Consider the following 16229-nt stretch of genomic DNA (forward strand, 5'->3'; position numbering starts at 1 on the left):
GCTAGCTCATATTAGGGTAAATGCTGAAACATATCAGCGACCAGCTCAGCTTCCTGTGCAGAGTTGTAAATATGCCAAGACAAACGAAAACAATCCTCTCGCTGGTCAAAATAAGCATGGGCATCCTTTAACTTATCTTGCAATGCTACACTCTTCTTTTGACTCAAGTGCAGGCATAACGTGCCGCCTGCTTGTTCAAGGTTGAGCGGCGTTAACAGATGTTTCTCAGCCGACGCTAAGACAGTTTTTTGTAACGATTTACTGTGTGCGTGTATAGCCTGTGGGCCAATTTGATTTATTTGCTGCAAGCCCACCAGTGCGCAGGCATAAGGCAAAATACTCGGTGTGCCTCCCCAAAAACGTTTAGCGCCTTGTGCAAATGCAAAGTGCTCAATATCGAATTCAAATGGGTCTTGATGAGAAAACCAGCCCAATTGTTTTGGCTCAAGTTCATCTATATGCGCTGGATTTACCCACATAAAACCAGCCCCAGGCCCTCCGCATAGCCACTTTACGCAAGAGCCAAATAGCGCATCAACTTGCCACTCTTGTAAATCGACGGGTACTGCACCCGCTGACTGAGCTACATCGACCACCACGCGTGCATTATACGTTTGGCATAACTGGCTAATTTGTGTCACGTTTGACACCACGCCCGTATTCGAATGAACGTGGGTGATCACGGCAACGGCCACATCATCGCTCAGGTGTTTTTGCCACGCATCGAGATCGTTAGGGTCGTAACGCTTATCAATCAAAGTGAGTTCAAAGCCCATATTGTGCAGACCTTGCACCGCAAATCCTAAAGAAGGAAATGCCGATGCATGCATCAGTACCCTTCGTCTTTTTTGTCCTGTAGCAGATGCCTCGCTGTGAGTCGGCAAGGCCTGTAAATACTGACTTAAACCGCTAGACACACTGGGCTGCGGGCAAAAATCCGCGGTATTGGCATTAAACAAGTGACTCAGTTCATGGCAAAACTGCTCTATCACGGTTAGCCATGTTGGCCATGCATCTCCGCCTTTTTGCTGCCAAGGTTCAAAATACGTTTGCCCCACTTCGCTGCGGGTAAGAACAGGTAAGCACCCTACAGAATGACTGAGCAAATACATGCCTTTAGGTAATGAAAACTGCTGACTTGAGTCTTGCACTATGACTCCTCGCTCGCGGTATGGTGAAATGGGCAGCCACTGCTAGACTGGCCTTTTTCTCGATGAATTGGGTCACGCACTTCGCCATATGCTTGGCCCCAACTGTCTGTCATGCTGCTGCGCACCTGCCACAATTCGGGGAAGAACCTGTGTTTTGCTCCATTTTCTAATAAGGTCACGGCCCTGCCTTTCAATGACTTGGCTTCAAGGCCGATTGAGCGCTGAATAAGGAGGATATGTAAACTACGAAATTTCTGTAACTGCTCATCAAATTCAGCCAAGCATTCAGCGACTATGTAACTTTCATCATGGCTATACTGACTATCGTATACCTGCTCAATGGTTTTACCCCGCCCGGTGACATATCCCTTATTGAACACCTTCCATAGATCTTCTGGCATTTTTAATAGGGTACGAAAGCCCGGCGATTCTTGCCCACTGCCATTACCCAGTTGCAAGCGAATTTGTTGGTACTCTTTAGGTGACATGGTTTCCAGCAAGTCCAATTGCTGGCTCATCATGCGCTGAATAAAGTTCACCCGCTTCATTAGCGATACCACACGTAACGTGTTTTCCTGTGACATGTACTCCAGTACGTCTACTAGGGTGTAGATCATTAGCTTCATCCACAACTCTTCTACTTGATGCACTATTTGAAACTGCAGTTCGTCACCGTTACACAGCTCAGTGAGAGGCTTTTGCGAGCTCAACAGCTGCTGGCAATTTAGATAAGTCCCGTAATCGAGCATCTCTGGGTTATCGAGTAAGTTATGGTATTTTTGCCGAAAAACGCTTTGGGTATTTTCACTGGACGATGTTTGCTGCTGGCTCATAGAAGACTCGCTTTTAACTGGGTGGGTTCTCAACGTATTGTGATTAAATGCTAGAACACTCGCCTTCGAACATTGTTCTATTTATACTGCGTAAAGAGACCAGATCAGAACGATGTTCTTTTCAAAAGCAATAACGAGGAACGCATGCTAGATAAAAACAGCAAAAAAATCGTCAGAGCATTAGAAAGCGACGCTCGCATGTCGTTTGCTGCCTTAGGGGATGAAATAGGCATGAGCAAGACCCCTTGCTGGAACAAGGTTCAGCAACTGCAAAATACTGGGGTTATTCAAGGTTACAGTGCCCAACTTGACCCGAAAGCCCTGGGCCTCACCATACGGGCTTTAGTGCATGTAGTGGTAGATTTTGAGCAATATCAGGCATTCGAGCAGGCGATTATCGAACATAAAGCGGTGCGCTCTTGCCACGCCGTTACCGGGGATTCAGATTATGTGCTGGAAATACTGGCCGCAGATATCGATGCTTTCGACGAGTTGCTTCGCGCTCAACTCAGCCGATTACCTGGCGTACAACGCTTTAACACCGCCATTTCCACCCGCATGGTTAAAAACAATGGTGCTTATGCAGATATGTTGTGAGCCTTAGCGCCGTAAAAATGAATTAGCGTTTTGAACGAATTGTTTTAACAAAGGTGTATTAGGCACCAACGCCCTTACCGAATGATTCCACAAAGGCCTCTACAAAATTAGCGGGCGAGCTGTCATCCATATTAAAATATAAACTTGGCTCTATCAGTTCGATTTCGATCACTACATACTCATTTTTATAGCGTAATAAATCGATACGTGCATAGAGTGCATCATCCGGAAGTGATGCCATGGCATGCCGGGCTTGGGTGAGCATTTCCTCATCCGGCTCGACAGCTTGTAAGCTGCCACCATGCTCTTCTTGTACTCGGAAGTCACCTTGTTCAGGCTTCTTTAAAATGGCGTGACTAAAATGGCCATTGAAATAAAATAGCGAATATTCCCCTTGGGTAACGACTGCCTCGATAAAGGGCTGAACCATAAACGCACGCCCATTGAATACCGTTTTCAGGTTCTTTCCTTGATTGAGTAACTGTTCACGATCAAGCAGATACGTATCATCCGCGTTAGCACTAACACAGGGTTTCACCACGAGCTTCTCACAGGAAAAGCGCTCAAAACCAGCACTGACTTGTGCTAAATCGAATGTGTCTAACCATATAGTCGGCACAATGCTAATTCCCTGACTAGCAATGTCTTTTAGATATTCTTTACTGATGTTCCACGTCAACAAGCGCAGGCTATTGGCCAAAACAGCTTGCGACTCATCTATACGCTCTAAACATTGCATAAATGCGCTTGCGTGTTGCTGGTAATCCCATGTGCTGCGCACCACAACAACATCAAAACGGTTCCAGTCGACTTTTGTGTCGTGCCAAGATACCGCTTCAACGTCCCAACCCACCTGCTTCAATGGTGCATAAAGTAACTCGTCATAAACGAAGTACCCTTCAAGGTTGTCCGTGGATAAAAAAGCGCAACGTTTCATAAAGAGGTGACCTTTTGCTTGAAAATGTGAATTAGGTTATTCAACTTAGCTATTCATTCAGTAACGCTTGAATGGCTTCGGGTATCACTGCTGGCGCGCACACCACCACAGTTTTATGACGATTCAATTGCCCCTTAGTGATAGCCACTTTAGATTTTGGCACACCACACTGTTTTGCTAAATATTTGCACAGATGGGCATTCGCTTTGCCATCAACAGGTGGCGCTGTAATAGCGATTTTCAGCGCATCGCCATGCATACCGACGATTTCGTCACGAGAGGCTTTTGGTTGTATATAAATACGCAGTTGTAACTCTGCGTCTTTCATTTGAACAGCATAGTTCATCGATGCTTTTTCCGTTGTGCACGTTGCTGTCGTCTTTGCTCACGTTTCATTTCTTGACGCTTTTTATCCTTTAGCACCCCATAAATGATAGCAATCAAGCCTGCGACGAAAGCCACTGCTAATACAATCCCTATCCATTGGCACAGCAACGGATACGCACAGGGTAAACCGACTTGAATAGAGGCTTCGCTCACAGCTAAACGACCAACGCATGCTTGTTCATCGGTACCGTATAACTAAAACGGATTCTGACTAAAGCCGTCACGGGCTAGCAAGGCATGCGCCGTCATGGCCGACAAGGCCATTTCTACGCCGTCAATCATGTCTTCATTCGCCATTTGATGATACGCCGCAGATTGTCCGCATTGCACAATTTGCACCCCGCTTTTCATCAGCATTGAGAGTAATTCAATATTGGGGTTCTCTTTTCCATATTTGGCTTTGTACGCCTTGGCGCTGCGCATTTCGTTAGTGGCACTACCATGCACGACAATGGCGAGGTTAATATTTTTAATCTCGACGCCGTTAGCCACATGCATATTTAAAAAACGCGCAACGCTATCGTAGCCACGATTAGGCGTACCGTCTTTACCGGCCTGACTCACGTCGAAAACCACCTTAAGTTCAGTGTTTTTTTCTACCTTCATATCTTGCTGTACTGGCGTATGTTTACCGTAACCCCAAATGATCGGGCCATCGGTAAATTCCGCAGCAAAAGCCTTAGTCCCCATGGTCAACGACAGCAGCATGACCATGTTCATCATCCCTGTTTTCACGCTATTTCTTAACATACTTTTTTAGCCCTTTTCTTTTTAACTTTTCCCAGACCATATTGACAACTTACTTGGCCTATTTTTTTTCGGATTTAGTCAAATCTGCTTCGCGACTGGTTTTAAAGTCAGACGACATTTTCCATTTTGGCCAATCTCTTGAATTCGCTAATGTTTCAGTAATATCAACCATTAACTCAATATCTTGCTCTACTCCACCGAGCGACCAATCTGCTGAAAAATCATCTGCGGCCTTATGGTATTTATGGGCAATATAATCAGGATCCGTGTCCCCCAAGCTCATGAACAATAAACTCGGTACACCCTGTTTCGCCATGGAGAAGTGATCAGAGCGGAAAAACAAACCGTTTTGCGGTCTAGGATCGAGCTTTACACTTCGCTGCTGCTTATTAGCGGCGGTGGCGAGATAGTCTTCCATTTCAGATAAGCCATCGCCATATTGCAGAATATAATCCACTTTATCCAACACATTCATACCATCGATGTTAACCAAGGCGACCATATTTTTAGTAGGTATAATCTCCCCTTTTGCAAACTGCTCTGAGCCAATCAATCCCGTCTCTTCGGCGGTGAAATTGATAAATAAAATAGATCGTTCAAACGGGTTGCGCTTATGTTTAGCCATTAATATACGGGCCATTTCTAACGTGCCTGCTACGCCAGAGGCATTGTCAACCGCGCCATTATAGATAATGTCACCGTCAGGCGTTTGCTTGGTGCCGAAATGATCCCAGTGGGCGCCGACCAGAATATATTCATCTGGATATTTGCTGCCGACTATTTTCGCCACAACGTTACGAGAAGTCGCACGGCTAATGGTATTTTTAAGCGTGAGATTCGCCGTTTGTTTTAAGCTCACGGGCACAAAGTCCTTTTCCAATGCTTTGTGTTTAAGTTGCTGATATTGAAGTCCTGCCTGTGCGAAAATTTGCTCAGTGGCCGCTAATTGCAACCAGCCCATAATTGGCAGTTTAGATTTATTCTTTTCGCTATCGACCAAGGTGTATTTGCTGCCGGTATTAGAGCTTTCCACCACACCCCAAGGATAAGCTGCTGGTGCCGTCTCGTGCACAATCAACACTGCTTTTGCCCCTTGGCGAGCGGCTTCTTCATATTTGTAAGTCCAACGTCCGTAATACGTCATCGCGTTGCCGGTAAATAGTGCTTTATCTTGGGTCGCAAAGCCTGGATCGTTCACCAACACGATCACCGTTTTGCCTTTCACGTCAACATCCGCGTAATCGTTCCACTGGTATTCAGGGGCATTAATGCCGTAACCCACAAAGACCAACTCAGAGTCAGTTAAGTTTATTTCAGTGCTAATTTGCTCTGTGCGTGCGGTGAAATCTTTGCCTGAAGCAAAAGACAGTTCGCCGATATTAAGACGCATGTTTTGATCTGGGGTAATTTGCGCCATCGGCACAGCCTGTAGATATTTTCCGAGCGGGGATGTGTCATCGCTTTTCGGGTTTGCGCCTTGTAACCCCATATCGCGATATTGTTTGGCTAAATAAGTGACCGTCAGCTCTTCTCCCTCAGTTAATGGCCCGCGCCCTTGAAATGAATCTGAAGCCAGCGTTTTAATATGCTCAGCAACGTCAGACAAATTCACCGGAGATTCAGACGTGCCATCTCGCTCAACCTCTGCCATTAAATCAGCGGAGACACTAACAAATACAAAAAAGACAAAGCCCTTAACATAATTGTAAAGCGGGTGACGTAAATTTAAACACTTCATAGGTAATATCCATTCGTATACATTTAGCTAGTTTGGCACAGTTAACATGCTAATTTCACTGAATTTGCCGGTAAATTCGATTCACAGCCAAAGGGAAAAAATTTGATAACTAATTGGGAATGAAAGATGTTAACCGATATACTTTTGTTTACAATTGGCAGTACTTGTTGAGTGCTATGTACAACTATGATGCACATTCAACAACACATTATAATAATAACGAAACACAAATAAGGTTTTACCCCCCAATGAACAATAGATGGATGAAGGTTCTATTCCCCTTTCTAGCTCTTGCCGCCGGCTTTGGTGGCATGACATTGATAGAAGTTAGCGCATCAGAAGACGAACAAAAAGATATTGTCGATACGCGCCCTACCGTAACAATTGAAACAGCTCAAGCAGAAGACTACCAAGTGGTCATCTCCAATCACGGTGAAGTCCAGCCTCTCGAACGCACCATGATCTCAGCCCAAGTATCAGGCGAAGTGGTCAGTTGGCACCCAAGCTTTGTGGCCGGTGGTTTGGTATTGCGAGGCAGCGTGTTGTTCAGCATTGAAAAAGACGCCTACGAGGCAGCATTGCTTCAAGCGCAAGCCAATGTCAGTTTGGCTCAGTCACAATTGATTGAAGAGAAAGCCCGAGCGGATGTGGCCGAGCGAGAAGCCAAAAGCCTGCCCAGCAGCAAAGTGTCTGACTTATACTTACGTAAACCACAGTTACTCAGTGCTCAAGCTAATTTAAAATCAGCCCAAGCAGGCTTAAAAATAGCCCAGCGTGACCTAGACAACTGTGATGTTATTGCGCCTTACGACGCATTGGTCGTTAGCCGCAATATTGGTGTTGGCCAGTTTATAGGTCAAGGCACGACTGTTGGTGAGATTTACAATGTTGAAGCGGCTGAAATTATTTTCCCTGTGGCCGGTTTTGACCGCGAGTTTTTACCTGACAATCTGGCCGAAAAAGAAGCGAAAGTCACTACCAATGGCTACAACCCTATTGAGCGCACTGGATTAATCTCACGTGACTTAGGTGTAGTAGACCAAGCTACCCGCATGAGTCAGTTAGTTGTGCGGGTAAACGATCCTTATAGTCTTAAAAGTAATATGCCAGCCCTTAAATTTGGCAACTATGTGCAAGTCAGTTTTCCTGGTCGCACCCTAGAACATATTTATCGTCTACCCCAAGCATTGGTAAACAACCAAACTGTTTGGATCATAGATAAAGACAATAAGCTGCAACCTAAAAAAGTGGAAATACTTCGCGAAGAAGGTGAGTTTTTACTTATTAACAAAGGGTTATCAGACAACGACAGCATAGTGACAACGTTACCTGAGTACCCGCAAACCGGCATGGAAGTTAAAGTCAGCAGCGGTGAAAAAGCGAATGAGCTAACCGCTCAAAAAGCCAGGTAGGAGGGGTTATGTCTATAAATGATTCCGCTCCACGTCCTGATGTACCTCATCAAGATCCTGAATTACCCAATCCATTTGAGCAAAAACAAACTGGCCTGATTGCGTTTTTCGCCAATAACTCAGTGGCTGCGAACTTAATGATGATTTTCATAATTATCATGGGCTTGTTTAGCTACTTCACCATTCAGCGTCAGATGTTTCCTAACATCGAAATTAACTACATCAGCATCAGTGCTGTATATCGTGGTGCTTCGCCTCAAGAAATTGAAGAAAGTATTCTGATTAAAATTGAAGAGTCGTTGAAAGACATTACGGAGATCAAAAGATCCACCTCTCGAGCGTTTCGTGGCAGTGGCCGCGTGACACTAGAGATACAAGAAAACAAAGAGCTTTCAGATGTTTTGGACAAGGTCAAAGCTCGGGTCGATAGCATAGCGACCTTCCCTGCCGATATGGAGCCACCGGATATTTCACAAATTGAGTTCCAGCAAGATGTTATCGAAATGTCTCTGGTGGGTGACTTACCCATTACTCAACTTAAGCCGATTGCCAAAAAAATTGAAGATGAGCTATTGCAACTTAACAATATTTCATTGGTTGCAGTAGATGCACCAGAAGATGAAATTGCCATTGAAATCAAACCCGATATATTGCGTAAGTACAACCTGACCCTAGCTGACGTGCAACAAGCCATACGTAACTACTCAGCCAATATCTCGGCCGGTGAGCTTCGCACAGACTCGGGTATCGTTGCGGTACGCGTTGAAAACCAAATGTACAGTGGCGATGAGTTCCGCCGCATTCCTATAAAGATCAGTGAAACCGGTGCTAAGGTTTACTTAGGCGACGTTGCGACCATTGAAGATGGTTTCGAAGAAGGCCAACGCTACTACAAGTATTCAGGTGTGAACGCCATTTATATGTCGGTTAAAGCCACTAAAGATCAAAGCACAATCCCGGTATCTAAAACCGTCAAAGAATATATAGAGATGCGCAACAAAACCTTACCTTCAGGTTTGCAGCTCAGTATATTGGTCGACATGACGTATTACCTCAATGCACGCCTTGATATGATGCTCAGCAACTTATTCCAAGGAGCCATTTTGGTAGCGATTATGCTCACCATATTCTTGCGTTTTAGGCTCGCGTTCTGGGTGATGCTTGGTTTACCGGTCTGCTTTTTAGGCGCGATCATGATGATGCCTCTGTTTGGTGTCACCATTAATATCTTATCTCTATTCGCGTTTATTATGGTGCTAGGGATAGTGGTGGACGACGCCATTGTCATTGGCGAAAGCGCCTACAGTGAAATAGAAGAACGAGGGGGTGGTACAGAAAGCGTGATACGCGGAGCAAAACGCGTGGCTACCCCAGCGACATTTGGGGTACTGACCACCATTGCGGTATTCGCCCCTGCACTATTCTCAACCGGCCCAGAAGGGCAATTCTTTTACGTTATCGCCTGTGTCGTGATTCTGTGTCTTATTTTTAGCTTAGTAGAATCAAAACTGATTCTACCTGCTCACCTCGCTCACATGAAGTTTAACCCCGTAAAAGAAACTAGCTGGCGGGCTCGCTTCAACAAGCGCTTTTTTGGCTTCGTGAACGGCAAATATAAGCGCTTTGTTGAAAAGTGTACCGAATGGCGTTGGTTTGTTTTCTGTGTCTTCATTGCGGTTTTAGCCATAAGTTGGGGGTTAGTATCGGCTAATTATGTACGAATGATCCCGTCGCCTAAGGTGCCCCATGATTTCCCTGGCATCAAGTTTGAGATGAATGAAAACGTATCAGATGAAGCGGTAATCAACGCACTTGTGACGATAGAAAGCATGGTGATTGACGTTGATAAACAGATCATTGACGAATACGGCAGCAGCATGATGCGCGATATCATGGTATTTAACCGTGGCCGCACCGAAGGACGCGTGCAAGTACCATTAGTTGATGAAGATGAGCGTCATTTCGATGCCTTCGAACTAGCACGGCGCTGGCGAGAACAAATGCCAGACATTCCTGGCATGAAGTCAATTACCATCATAGATGACATTAACGGTGGGGGTAATGATGACGGCGAATTCGGCTATATGTTATTTGGCAGCGACATCAGCACACTGAATGCTGCTGGACGCGAATTTATCTCAATGCTTCAGCAAACTGACGGGTTATTCGATATCAGTTCATCAATTGACCCTGCCAGTAAAGAAGTACAGATGCAGTTGTTGCCTGTGGCCTACGATCTAGGCTTAAACCTAGCCGACATTGCGCGCCAAGTCGGAGCGAGCTTTTACGGTGGCGAAGCTCAACGGGTTATTCGCGGCGGTGATGAAGTGCGCGTAATGGTGCGCTACCCCAAACTAACCCGTGAACGTTTTGCAGAGCTAAAATATGCCGTCATCACGACACCCGGGGGTAGAGAGGTGATGTTAGGTGACGTAGTCAGCCTAACTGAAAAGCCAGGCATTAATTTTATTCGTCGTGAAGGAGGTTATCGCAGTGTGTATGTGTTCGGCTCAATCGATGAAGAGGAAGTTGAACCGAATGAAGTTATCGCCACTGTAGATGAAAAACTTCTGCCTCTGCTCAAAGAAAAGTATCCTGGGGTCAAGACCGAACTAGGGGGCACAATTGAAGAGCAGCAAGCACAACAAAGCCAGCAAATGATGTTTTTGGTTGCGGGCTTGATCATGGTTTATATATTGCTGGCAGCACCGCTTAAAAGTTACGGCCAGCCATTGATCATCATGTCGGTTATTCCCTTTAGTTTAACCGGTGCTATTTGGGGGCATTTCCTGTTTGGTATCGATTTGAGCATGATGTCGACCTTCGGCATTATCGCCGCTGCTGGGGTTGTCATAAACGACAGTCTCGTCATGACAGATTTTGTTAACCAGCAACGCGCGATGGGAATACGCATTAAAGACGCAGTAATCAACGCAGGTTGTGCTCGATTCAGAGCCATCACCCTGACATCGATTACCACCTTTGCTGGGGTGTTACCTATCATGTTTGAAACTAACCTTCAGGCTAGATTCGTTATCCCTATGGCGGTCGCACTAGGTTTTGCTGTTATGTACGCCACTATGGTCACCTTGGTGCTTGTGCCTTGTTTGTATCTAATACTTGAAGATATCAAGAGTCTATTCGTTGCATTATTTTCAGCTATCGGCCGACTCTTTAATCGAAAAAATGGTAAGCAAGAAGTAATAAAAAGTAGTTAATACCAATTCAATTAATTAACAACTTAGCGAAAATTTAATGGGATTGGTATAACTCAGACCTTATTAGAGCAATATGAAAAGCGCCTTCGGGCGCTTTTTTTTATATTGATAAATACGTTTAACACTGTGTTATACCAATGCGCATTAATAAACTCTCGCTGCGTGGTTAATTATTTATTGGAATTATTACCGTGCGATGGTTTTAAACAAACGATTTTCTGTCCATACGATTATACTTTAGTGGATGATAGCACGGGCAAAATAACGTATATTTATTGACCACAGTTTTTAAAACGTCATGCTCAAAAGCATATTCCTTTGGCACCTCAATTTACTTATCGTTTTTGCGATAAGGGAATGGGTCACGAAAAGAACGTAAAATTGAATCGAATCACTCATATATTTTATATCGGCGATTGGCAAGTCACCCCTAAGACAAACTGCCTACGCAGCGGTGAGATGGTAAAGCAGCTTGAACCTAAAGCCATGGATGTGCTGTTAGTACTATGTCAGCAGCGTCATGAGCTTGGCCACGAGAGCGTCTTAAGTGCTGATGATATCGCAGACAAGTGTTGGGGCAGTGAAATTGGTGACAACCCAGTCCACAAAGCCATTACCCAGCTTCGAAAAGCCTTTAGCGACAAACCCAGTAGCCCCAAATACATCGAAACGATACGTAAGCGCGGCTATCGTATCGTGGCCGAGCTCGATTTTCCCGATGATGATGCAATAAATGCTGATACGTCGAATACAAACGAATGGCGAGGTGGCTCGCCCTTTCCAGGGTTAAGCGCCTTTGAGCCTGATGAAAGCGAGGTGTTTTTCGGTCGTAATGAGCAGGTCGCCACCTTGCTCACTCGGGTGTCACAGCTAGTGAGTGCGAAACAAGCTTTTTGCTTAATACTTGGGCCAAGTGGCGGCGGTAAATCTTCTTTGGTAAATGCTGGGGTCTTGCCTCGCCTGACCCATAAAAATGGCTACGATGGCATTGGTGTCATCAGCTTTACCAGCCTAGATTTCGCTGATGTAGGCCAGTCTAGGCTCTTTGTCGATCTCGCCTCTTCAATACTCGATTGGGACGTAAACGATATTCCTGTGTTTGATGGCTTAAGTGCAGAAGCGCTCGCTAGCAAACTACAAACAGACTGTAATCAAGTACTAGCCCTATGCGAGGCCGCGCTGGATTCAATTGGCACGCCCAAAGAAGACAAGCTCGGCGCTACAACTTATCAATATGCTAAACCTCAACTCTTTCTGTTTATTGACCGTCTAGAAGTTTTACTTTCATCCCCGGCCTTCGCTGATGATGAACGCAAAGTTTTTCTAAATACCATTGATACTTTGGCCAGTTCGGGCTGTATTTTAATCTTTAGTGCCTGTCGCAACGACTTTTATCCGTTAGTTGCTGCGCACCACAGTTTAATGCGAGGCAAAGACCAAGGCGCCCATTTTGATTTACTTCCGCCTTCTGCAAGTGAACTAAGCCAAATGATACGCTTGCCAGCAAAAGCTGCGAATTTAAGTTGGGCAAACGAACCCAATAGCACCACCTCTCTGGATGAGATTTTATGCCATGAAGCAGTAAATCACCCAGATGCCCTGCCCATGTTGCAATACACTCTGCAAGAGCTGTACGAGCAGCGCAGCACTGATAACGAAATGCAGTACTCGGTATATCGTCAGTTAGGCGGGATCGAAGGCGCAATCGGTAAAAAGGCCGAAGAGATTTTTCTTCAGCTCTCTAAAGATCAACAAGCACAACTGGAATACATACTCTCTTTACTCGTTACGTTAACCCCAGATGGTGAAAACATCACTAGTCGCGCAGCTCGTTGGTCACAATTAGACGAGAACCCGATCACACATTCAAGCCAACATGAATTTGTGCAGGCCATGATTGAGAGCCGTTTGTTTGTATCACACTTACAACACGGTGAACCCTGTTTCAGCTTGGCCCATGAAGCCTTGATACGAAAATGGGCAAGAGCCAGCAACTGGATAAACGAGCACAGAGACGCACTCAGGATCAAAAGCCAATTACAGCAATTAGCTGGTCGTTGGCAATTTGAGGATAGAAACAAAGCGTATCTACTCCCAGAGGGAAAACCCTTATTAGAAGCGGTTAACCTGCAAAAAAGCGCCGTGTTTAAGCTTGATGAAGAAGAGTGTGCCTTAATCAACGCATCGCAAAAAAGTGGTAATGTAAAACGCTGGTTAAAACGCACCACCGTGACCTTACTTTGTGTGCTCACCTTTACCGCCCTGTTTATGAGCGTAAAAAGCCAACAGGCAGAAAATTTAGCCCAGCAAAAGCGCTTAGAAGCCGAAAGTCTATTAGGGTTTATGGTCGGTGAGTTCGCTGACAAACTGCGCAGTGTAAAGCGCATGGACTTGCTCGATGGTATTAGCAACAAGGCCTTAGAGTATTTTAGCCAACAAGATGAAGAGGTCGCAGAGTCAATTTTTCCGTCTTTAACCAGCACAGAGCAAAATTTTAAAACCCGCTTTCAGCATGCTCAAACCCTAGCTGCTATGGGTGAAGTGGCCTATTCGCGCAATAAAAACGATGAAGCCAAACAGGCCTTTGGAACAGCCCAAACGATTCTAGACAAACTATATAAAATACAACCCGAGAACAGCGAGCTTTTAAAAGCCCTAGGTGCGAACGCATTTTGGTTAGGGCAATTGGCCTCTGACAAGGCAGAATTCACCTTAGCAAAGCCGCATTTCGAGGAATATCTGTCTTTTAGCAAATTGATGAATCAGCTAAAACCCAATAGTGATGACGCTAAACTTGAGCTTTCGTATGCCTATCTAGCGATGGGGGCCGTTAGCAGTAAACTGCAAGATATGAGTGTCGCCAAAGAAGCGTTTGAAAAGGCGTTAGCGATTCAATATGAGCTAACCGAAGATTTACCCCAAACTGACATGTCACAATCGGATATTGCAGATACCTTAGAGTGGTTAGCAGAAACAGAAGAGCAGTTAGGATACCTTGAACTAGCAGTTCAAACTCGTGAGAAAGTACAGCATATTATTAATAATTTATTAGAGTCCAATAGCGATAACGCTAACTTAATAGAAAGCCTTGCCTATTCCTACTTGAATAACGCCAATGTTTTATATTACCTAGGACATTATGCAGCGGCAAATCAGGCTGCTCTATCAGCAAAAGCCAACTTAGATACACTGTTACGGCAAGACCCGTCGAATGAAATATGGCAACTTGACTTGCTGGGTGCTAATGCGTTAAATCTATATTTATCGTCCCTGACTCGCAGTGCGCCTTCAAACCAAAGCATTGCATTGAGAGACTTCAAAAAAATATTAATGAGAGCGGAAAGACTCTTCTCGTCAATTCCTATCATCATCGAAGGCTATCAACTTAACGGTAATTGGGCGTTAGCCGCGCATGCGATTACATTGGCAACGCCAAAATTCGAACAGCTTTCAAAAGAACAATCTTCAAACCAGTTACTGTTGACCGCCTTAAGTAATGTTTATTTGTTAGCAGCAAAACAAGATGAGCACGCACAGAACCAGGTAGGTGCTGCATCTACCACCAATGCCACTAGCAATACCCATTCCGACAAACGCCAAGCCTGTCAGCTGGCAGTGAACTTGCTACAACCCATTGTGACTGATAACAGCAGCTACGAGGTATTGCTGCCCTATGTGCAAGCCCATGACTGCTTGAAACAGCAGGATAAAGTTAGGCCGTTCATTGATAAATTAGCGCTAATGCAGATAAAGAATTATAGTTTTTAGCCCACCATAACGTTCAACCAAAAAGGAAGGAAAAATGTTCCCACAAATAAAAAAAATAAAATCCCGAGTATTTACGAGTCAAGGATGCGAGCCCGTAGTACAGTTTTACGATAGCGAGCAAAAAAGCTGGGATGAAGAGATTGTGCTCGATTTTAACCGCTCGGGCATGGCGATATTCACTCTAGATACCGATGACAGTGCAGACCCTTATATCTTTTTTGGGGCCTTACAAAAAACCGAAGATGGCTGTAATCCAGATACTAATTGGGATTTTATGATAAACGGCGCCGGTAACATTATTTGTTTTAACAACGATTGCCAAAACGCCCAAGATATCTCGGTCAGATTGACCTTAATTCAGCGCGGCGACGATGAACTTGCCAACGCCATCATCAGCGCCGACCCGAAAATTAAAAATCGTCCTACTTAGTTTGTTGATGTATTCAAGCTCAATACACAGTAGCTTGGCTATATTCACTGACTACTGATGAATAAAACGCCGAGCTCTCTATCAATGATCTATATAAGCGCTCTGCATGAGCGATTACATAGTAGATTTGCAAAGAGCATCCGGCGTTTGTGTATTGGCTGTTCGAGAAGTAGCATGACATTGGGCATTCGGCTCTTTGCTTTTTCTTTTGGCAATGCCCCAACCTATTAGCACAACCACGACATTATCTTTAGTTACGCATTCACTCCACCGTGCCTTTGGGCTATCGTAATATTAAAAATCTAACAAGATAAAAGCCCCAACCCTCTAAGTGGGTAGCATATACATGGTGACATAATCCCCCCAACAAGCAGCATAGCTAATTTCAAATACTTAAATGGGATGCCCCGCAGCGCGGTTGTCGCATGGGGGTGAAAGCGGGGCTCTCAGGAACGCAGTTCCTGCCGCTTGAACGGGCAGCATGGATGCTGCACTGGAGGTAGCCCCATGGATGGGTGACACCTAGCCGTTTATTACGTGAACCAGTATTGCATACCACTCGATGGGTGAAAACGGGGCTTTCTGGAGCACCGCTCCAGCCGTTTGAACGACCGACATGGGTATCGGGCTGGACTCAGCTACAGGGAAGTATGACACCTAGCCGTCTACTACGTTTACAAGCTTTGAAATGTGATTGTGGCTACAGTTGTTTTTTCTATGACGCAGAAACGAAAAAAGCCACCCGATTAAGGTGGCTTCATTCTAAATGGGAGTCTGGCGGTGTGCTACTCTCGCATGGGGAAACCCCATACTACCATCGCCGCTAATGCGTTTCACTTCTGAGTTCGAGATGGGATCAGGTGGGGCCGCATCGCTATGGCCGCCAGACATAAACTGTTATTTATCAAGCCTAAGCTTAATAAATCAATATGTAAAAGCTGATGCCGTTCCTGTTAAGGTCGGGCTGTAATCGTCGCTAAATCTCTTTAGTCTTACTCTTGATTCAAA

The 16229-nt window shown here is 45.1% G+C and carries 12 protein-coding genes and 1 rRNA gene; 5 read left to right on the top strand and 8 right to left on the bottom strand.

What is annotated here, in order from left to right; translation table 11 throughout:
* Window positions 1-11: 11 nt before the first annotated feature.
* Complete coding sequence (locus GCHA_RS17080) at window positions 12-1151, bottom strand: aminotransferase class V-fold PLP-dependent enzyme (protein WP_007990475.1); 1140 nt, start codon at window positions 1149-1151, stop codon at window positions 12-14.
* Entirely contained in the window at window positions 1151-1984 is an 834-nt protein-coding gene (locus GCHA_RS17085; RefSeq protein ID WP_007990477.1) for a tryptophan 2,3-dioxygenase family protein, read from the bottom strand. Before GCHA_RS17085 ends, GCHA_RS17080 begins: the two co-directional genes overlap by 1 nt.
* A gap of 144 nt (window positions 1985-2128) precedes the next feature.
* On the opposite strand from GCHA_RS17085, the gene GCHA_RS17090 reads away from it, so the two are divergent.
* A complete protein-coding gene (locus GCHA_RS17090) occupies window positions 2129-2581 on the top strand; it encodes an Lrp/AsnC family transcriptional regulator (RefSeq protein ID WP_007990479.1) in 453 nt (150 codons plus the stop codon).
* A gap of 58 nt (window positions 2582-2639) precedes the next feature.
* Here GCHA_RS17090 and GCHA_RS17095 read toward each other — a convergent pair whose 3' ends face one another.
* Genes GCHA_RS17095 through GCHA_RS17115 form a run of 5 tightly spaced genes read right to left on the bottom strand, consistent with a single transcriptional unit; the run spans window position 2640 to window position 6306 of the window.
* Window positions 2640-3518, bottom strand: a complete 879-nt coding sequence (locus GCHA_RS17095) for an ATP-grasp domain-containing protein (RefSeq protein ID WP_007990481.1) — start codon at window positions 3516-3518, stop codon at window positions 2640-2642.
* Between the two features lie 49 nt (window positions 3519-3567).
* Complete coding sequence (yggU, locus tag GCHA_RS17100) at window positions 3568-3864, bottom strand: DUF167 family protein YggU (RefSeq protein WP_007990483.1); 297 nt, start codon at window positions 3862-3864, stop codon at window positions 3568-3570.
* Window positions 3861-4058, bottom strand: a complete 198-nt coding sequence (locus tag GCHA_RS23065; RefSeq protein WP_039992687.1) for a hypothetical protein — start codon at window positions 4056-4058, stop codon at window positions 3861-3863. Before GCHA_RS23065 ends, yggU begins: the two co-directional genes overlap by 4 nt.
* A 42-nt stretch (window positions 4059-4100) precedes the next feature.
* Window positions 4101-4655, bottom strand: coding sequence for a DsrE family protein (locus tag GCHA_RS17110; RefSeq protein ID WP_007990486.1), 555 nt, complete (start codon window positions 4653-4655; stop codon window positions 4101-4103).
* Between the two features lie 58 nt (window positions 4656-4713).
* A complete protein-coding gene (locus GCHA_RS17115; RefSeq protein WP_318249009.1) occupies window positions 4714-6306 on the bottom strand; it encodes a M28 family metallopeptidase in 1593 nt (530 codons plus the stop codon).
* Window positions 6307-6641: 335 nt separating this feature from the next.
* On the opposite strand from GCHA_RS17115, the gene GCHA_RS17120 reads away from it, so the two are divergent.
* The 4 genes from GCHA_RS17120 (at window position 6642) to GCHA_RS17135 (ending at window position 15221) form a co-directional block, all read left to right on the top strand.
* A complete protein-coding gene (locus GCHA_RS17120) occupies window positions 6642-7805 on the top strand; it encodes an efflux RND transporter periplasmic adaptor subunit (RefSeq protein WP_013752767.1) in 1164 nt (387 codons plus the stop codon).
* 8 nt (window positions 7806-7813) lie between these two features.
* Window positions 7814-11023, top strand: coding sequence for an efflux RND transporter permease subunit (locus GCHA_RS17125; protein ID WP_007990493.1), 3210 nt, complete (start codon window positions 7814-7816; stop codon window positions 11021-11023).
* A 357-nt stretch (window positions 11024-11380) separates the two neighbouring features.
* Window positions 11381-14791, top strand: coding sequence for an nSTAND1 domain-containing NTPase (locus GCHA_RS17130; protein ID WP_039992690.1), 3411 nt, complete (start codon window positions 11381-11383; stop codon window positions 14789-14791).
* Between the two features lie 34 nt (window positions 14792-14825).
* Window positions 14826-15221 (top strand): DP-EP family protein, encoded by a 396-nt coding sequence (locus GCHA_RS17135; RefSeq protein ID WP_007990497.1) that lies wholly within the window; start codon window positions 14826-14828, stop codon window positions 15219-15221.
* A 772-nt stretch (window positions 15222-15993) separates the two neighbouring features.
* Here the strand turns inward: GCHA_RS17135 and rrf are convergent.
* Window positions 15994-16109 (bottom strand): 5S ribosomal RNA (gene rrf / locus GCHA_RS17140).
* Between the last annotated feature and the right edge of the window lie 120 nt (window positions 16110-16229).

This window comes from Paraglaciecola chathamensis S18K6, assembly GCA_000314955.1.
In the GTDB taxonomy this organism is placed as follows: Bacteria; Pseudomonadota; Gammaproteobacteria; order Enterobacterales; family Alteromonadaceae; genus Paraglaciecola; species Paraglaciecola chathamensis.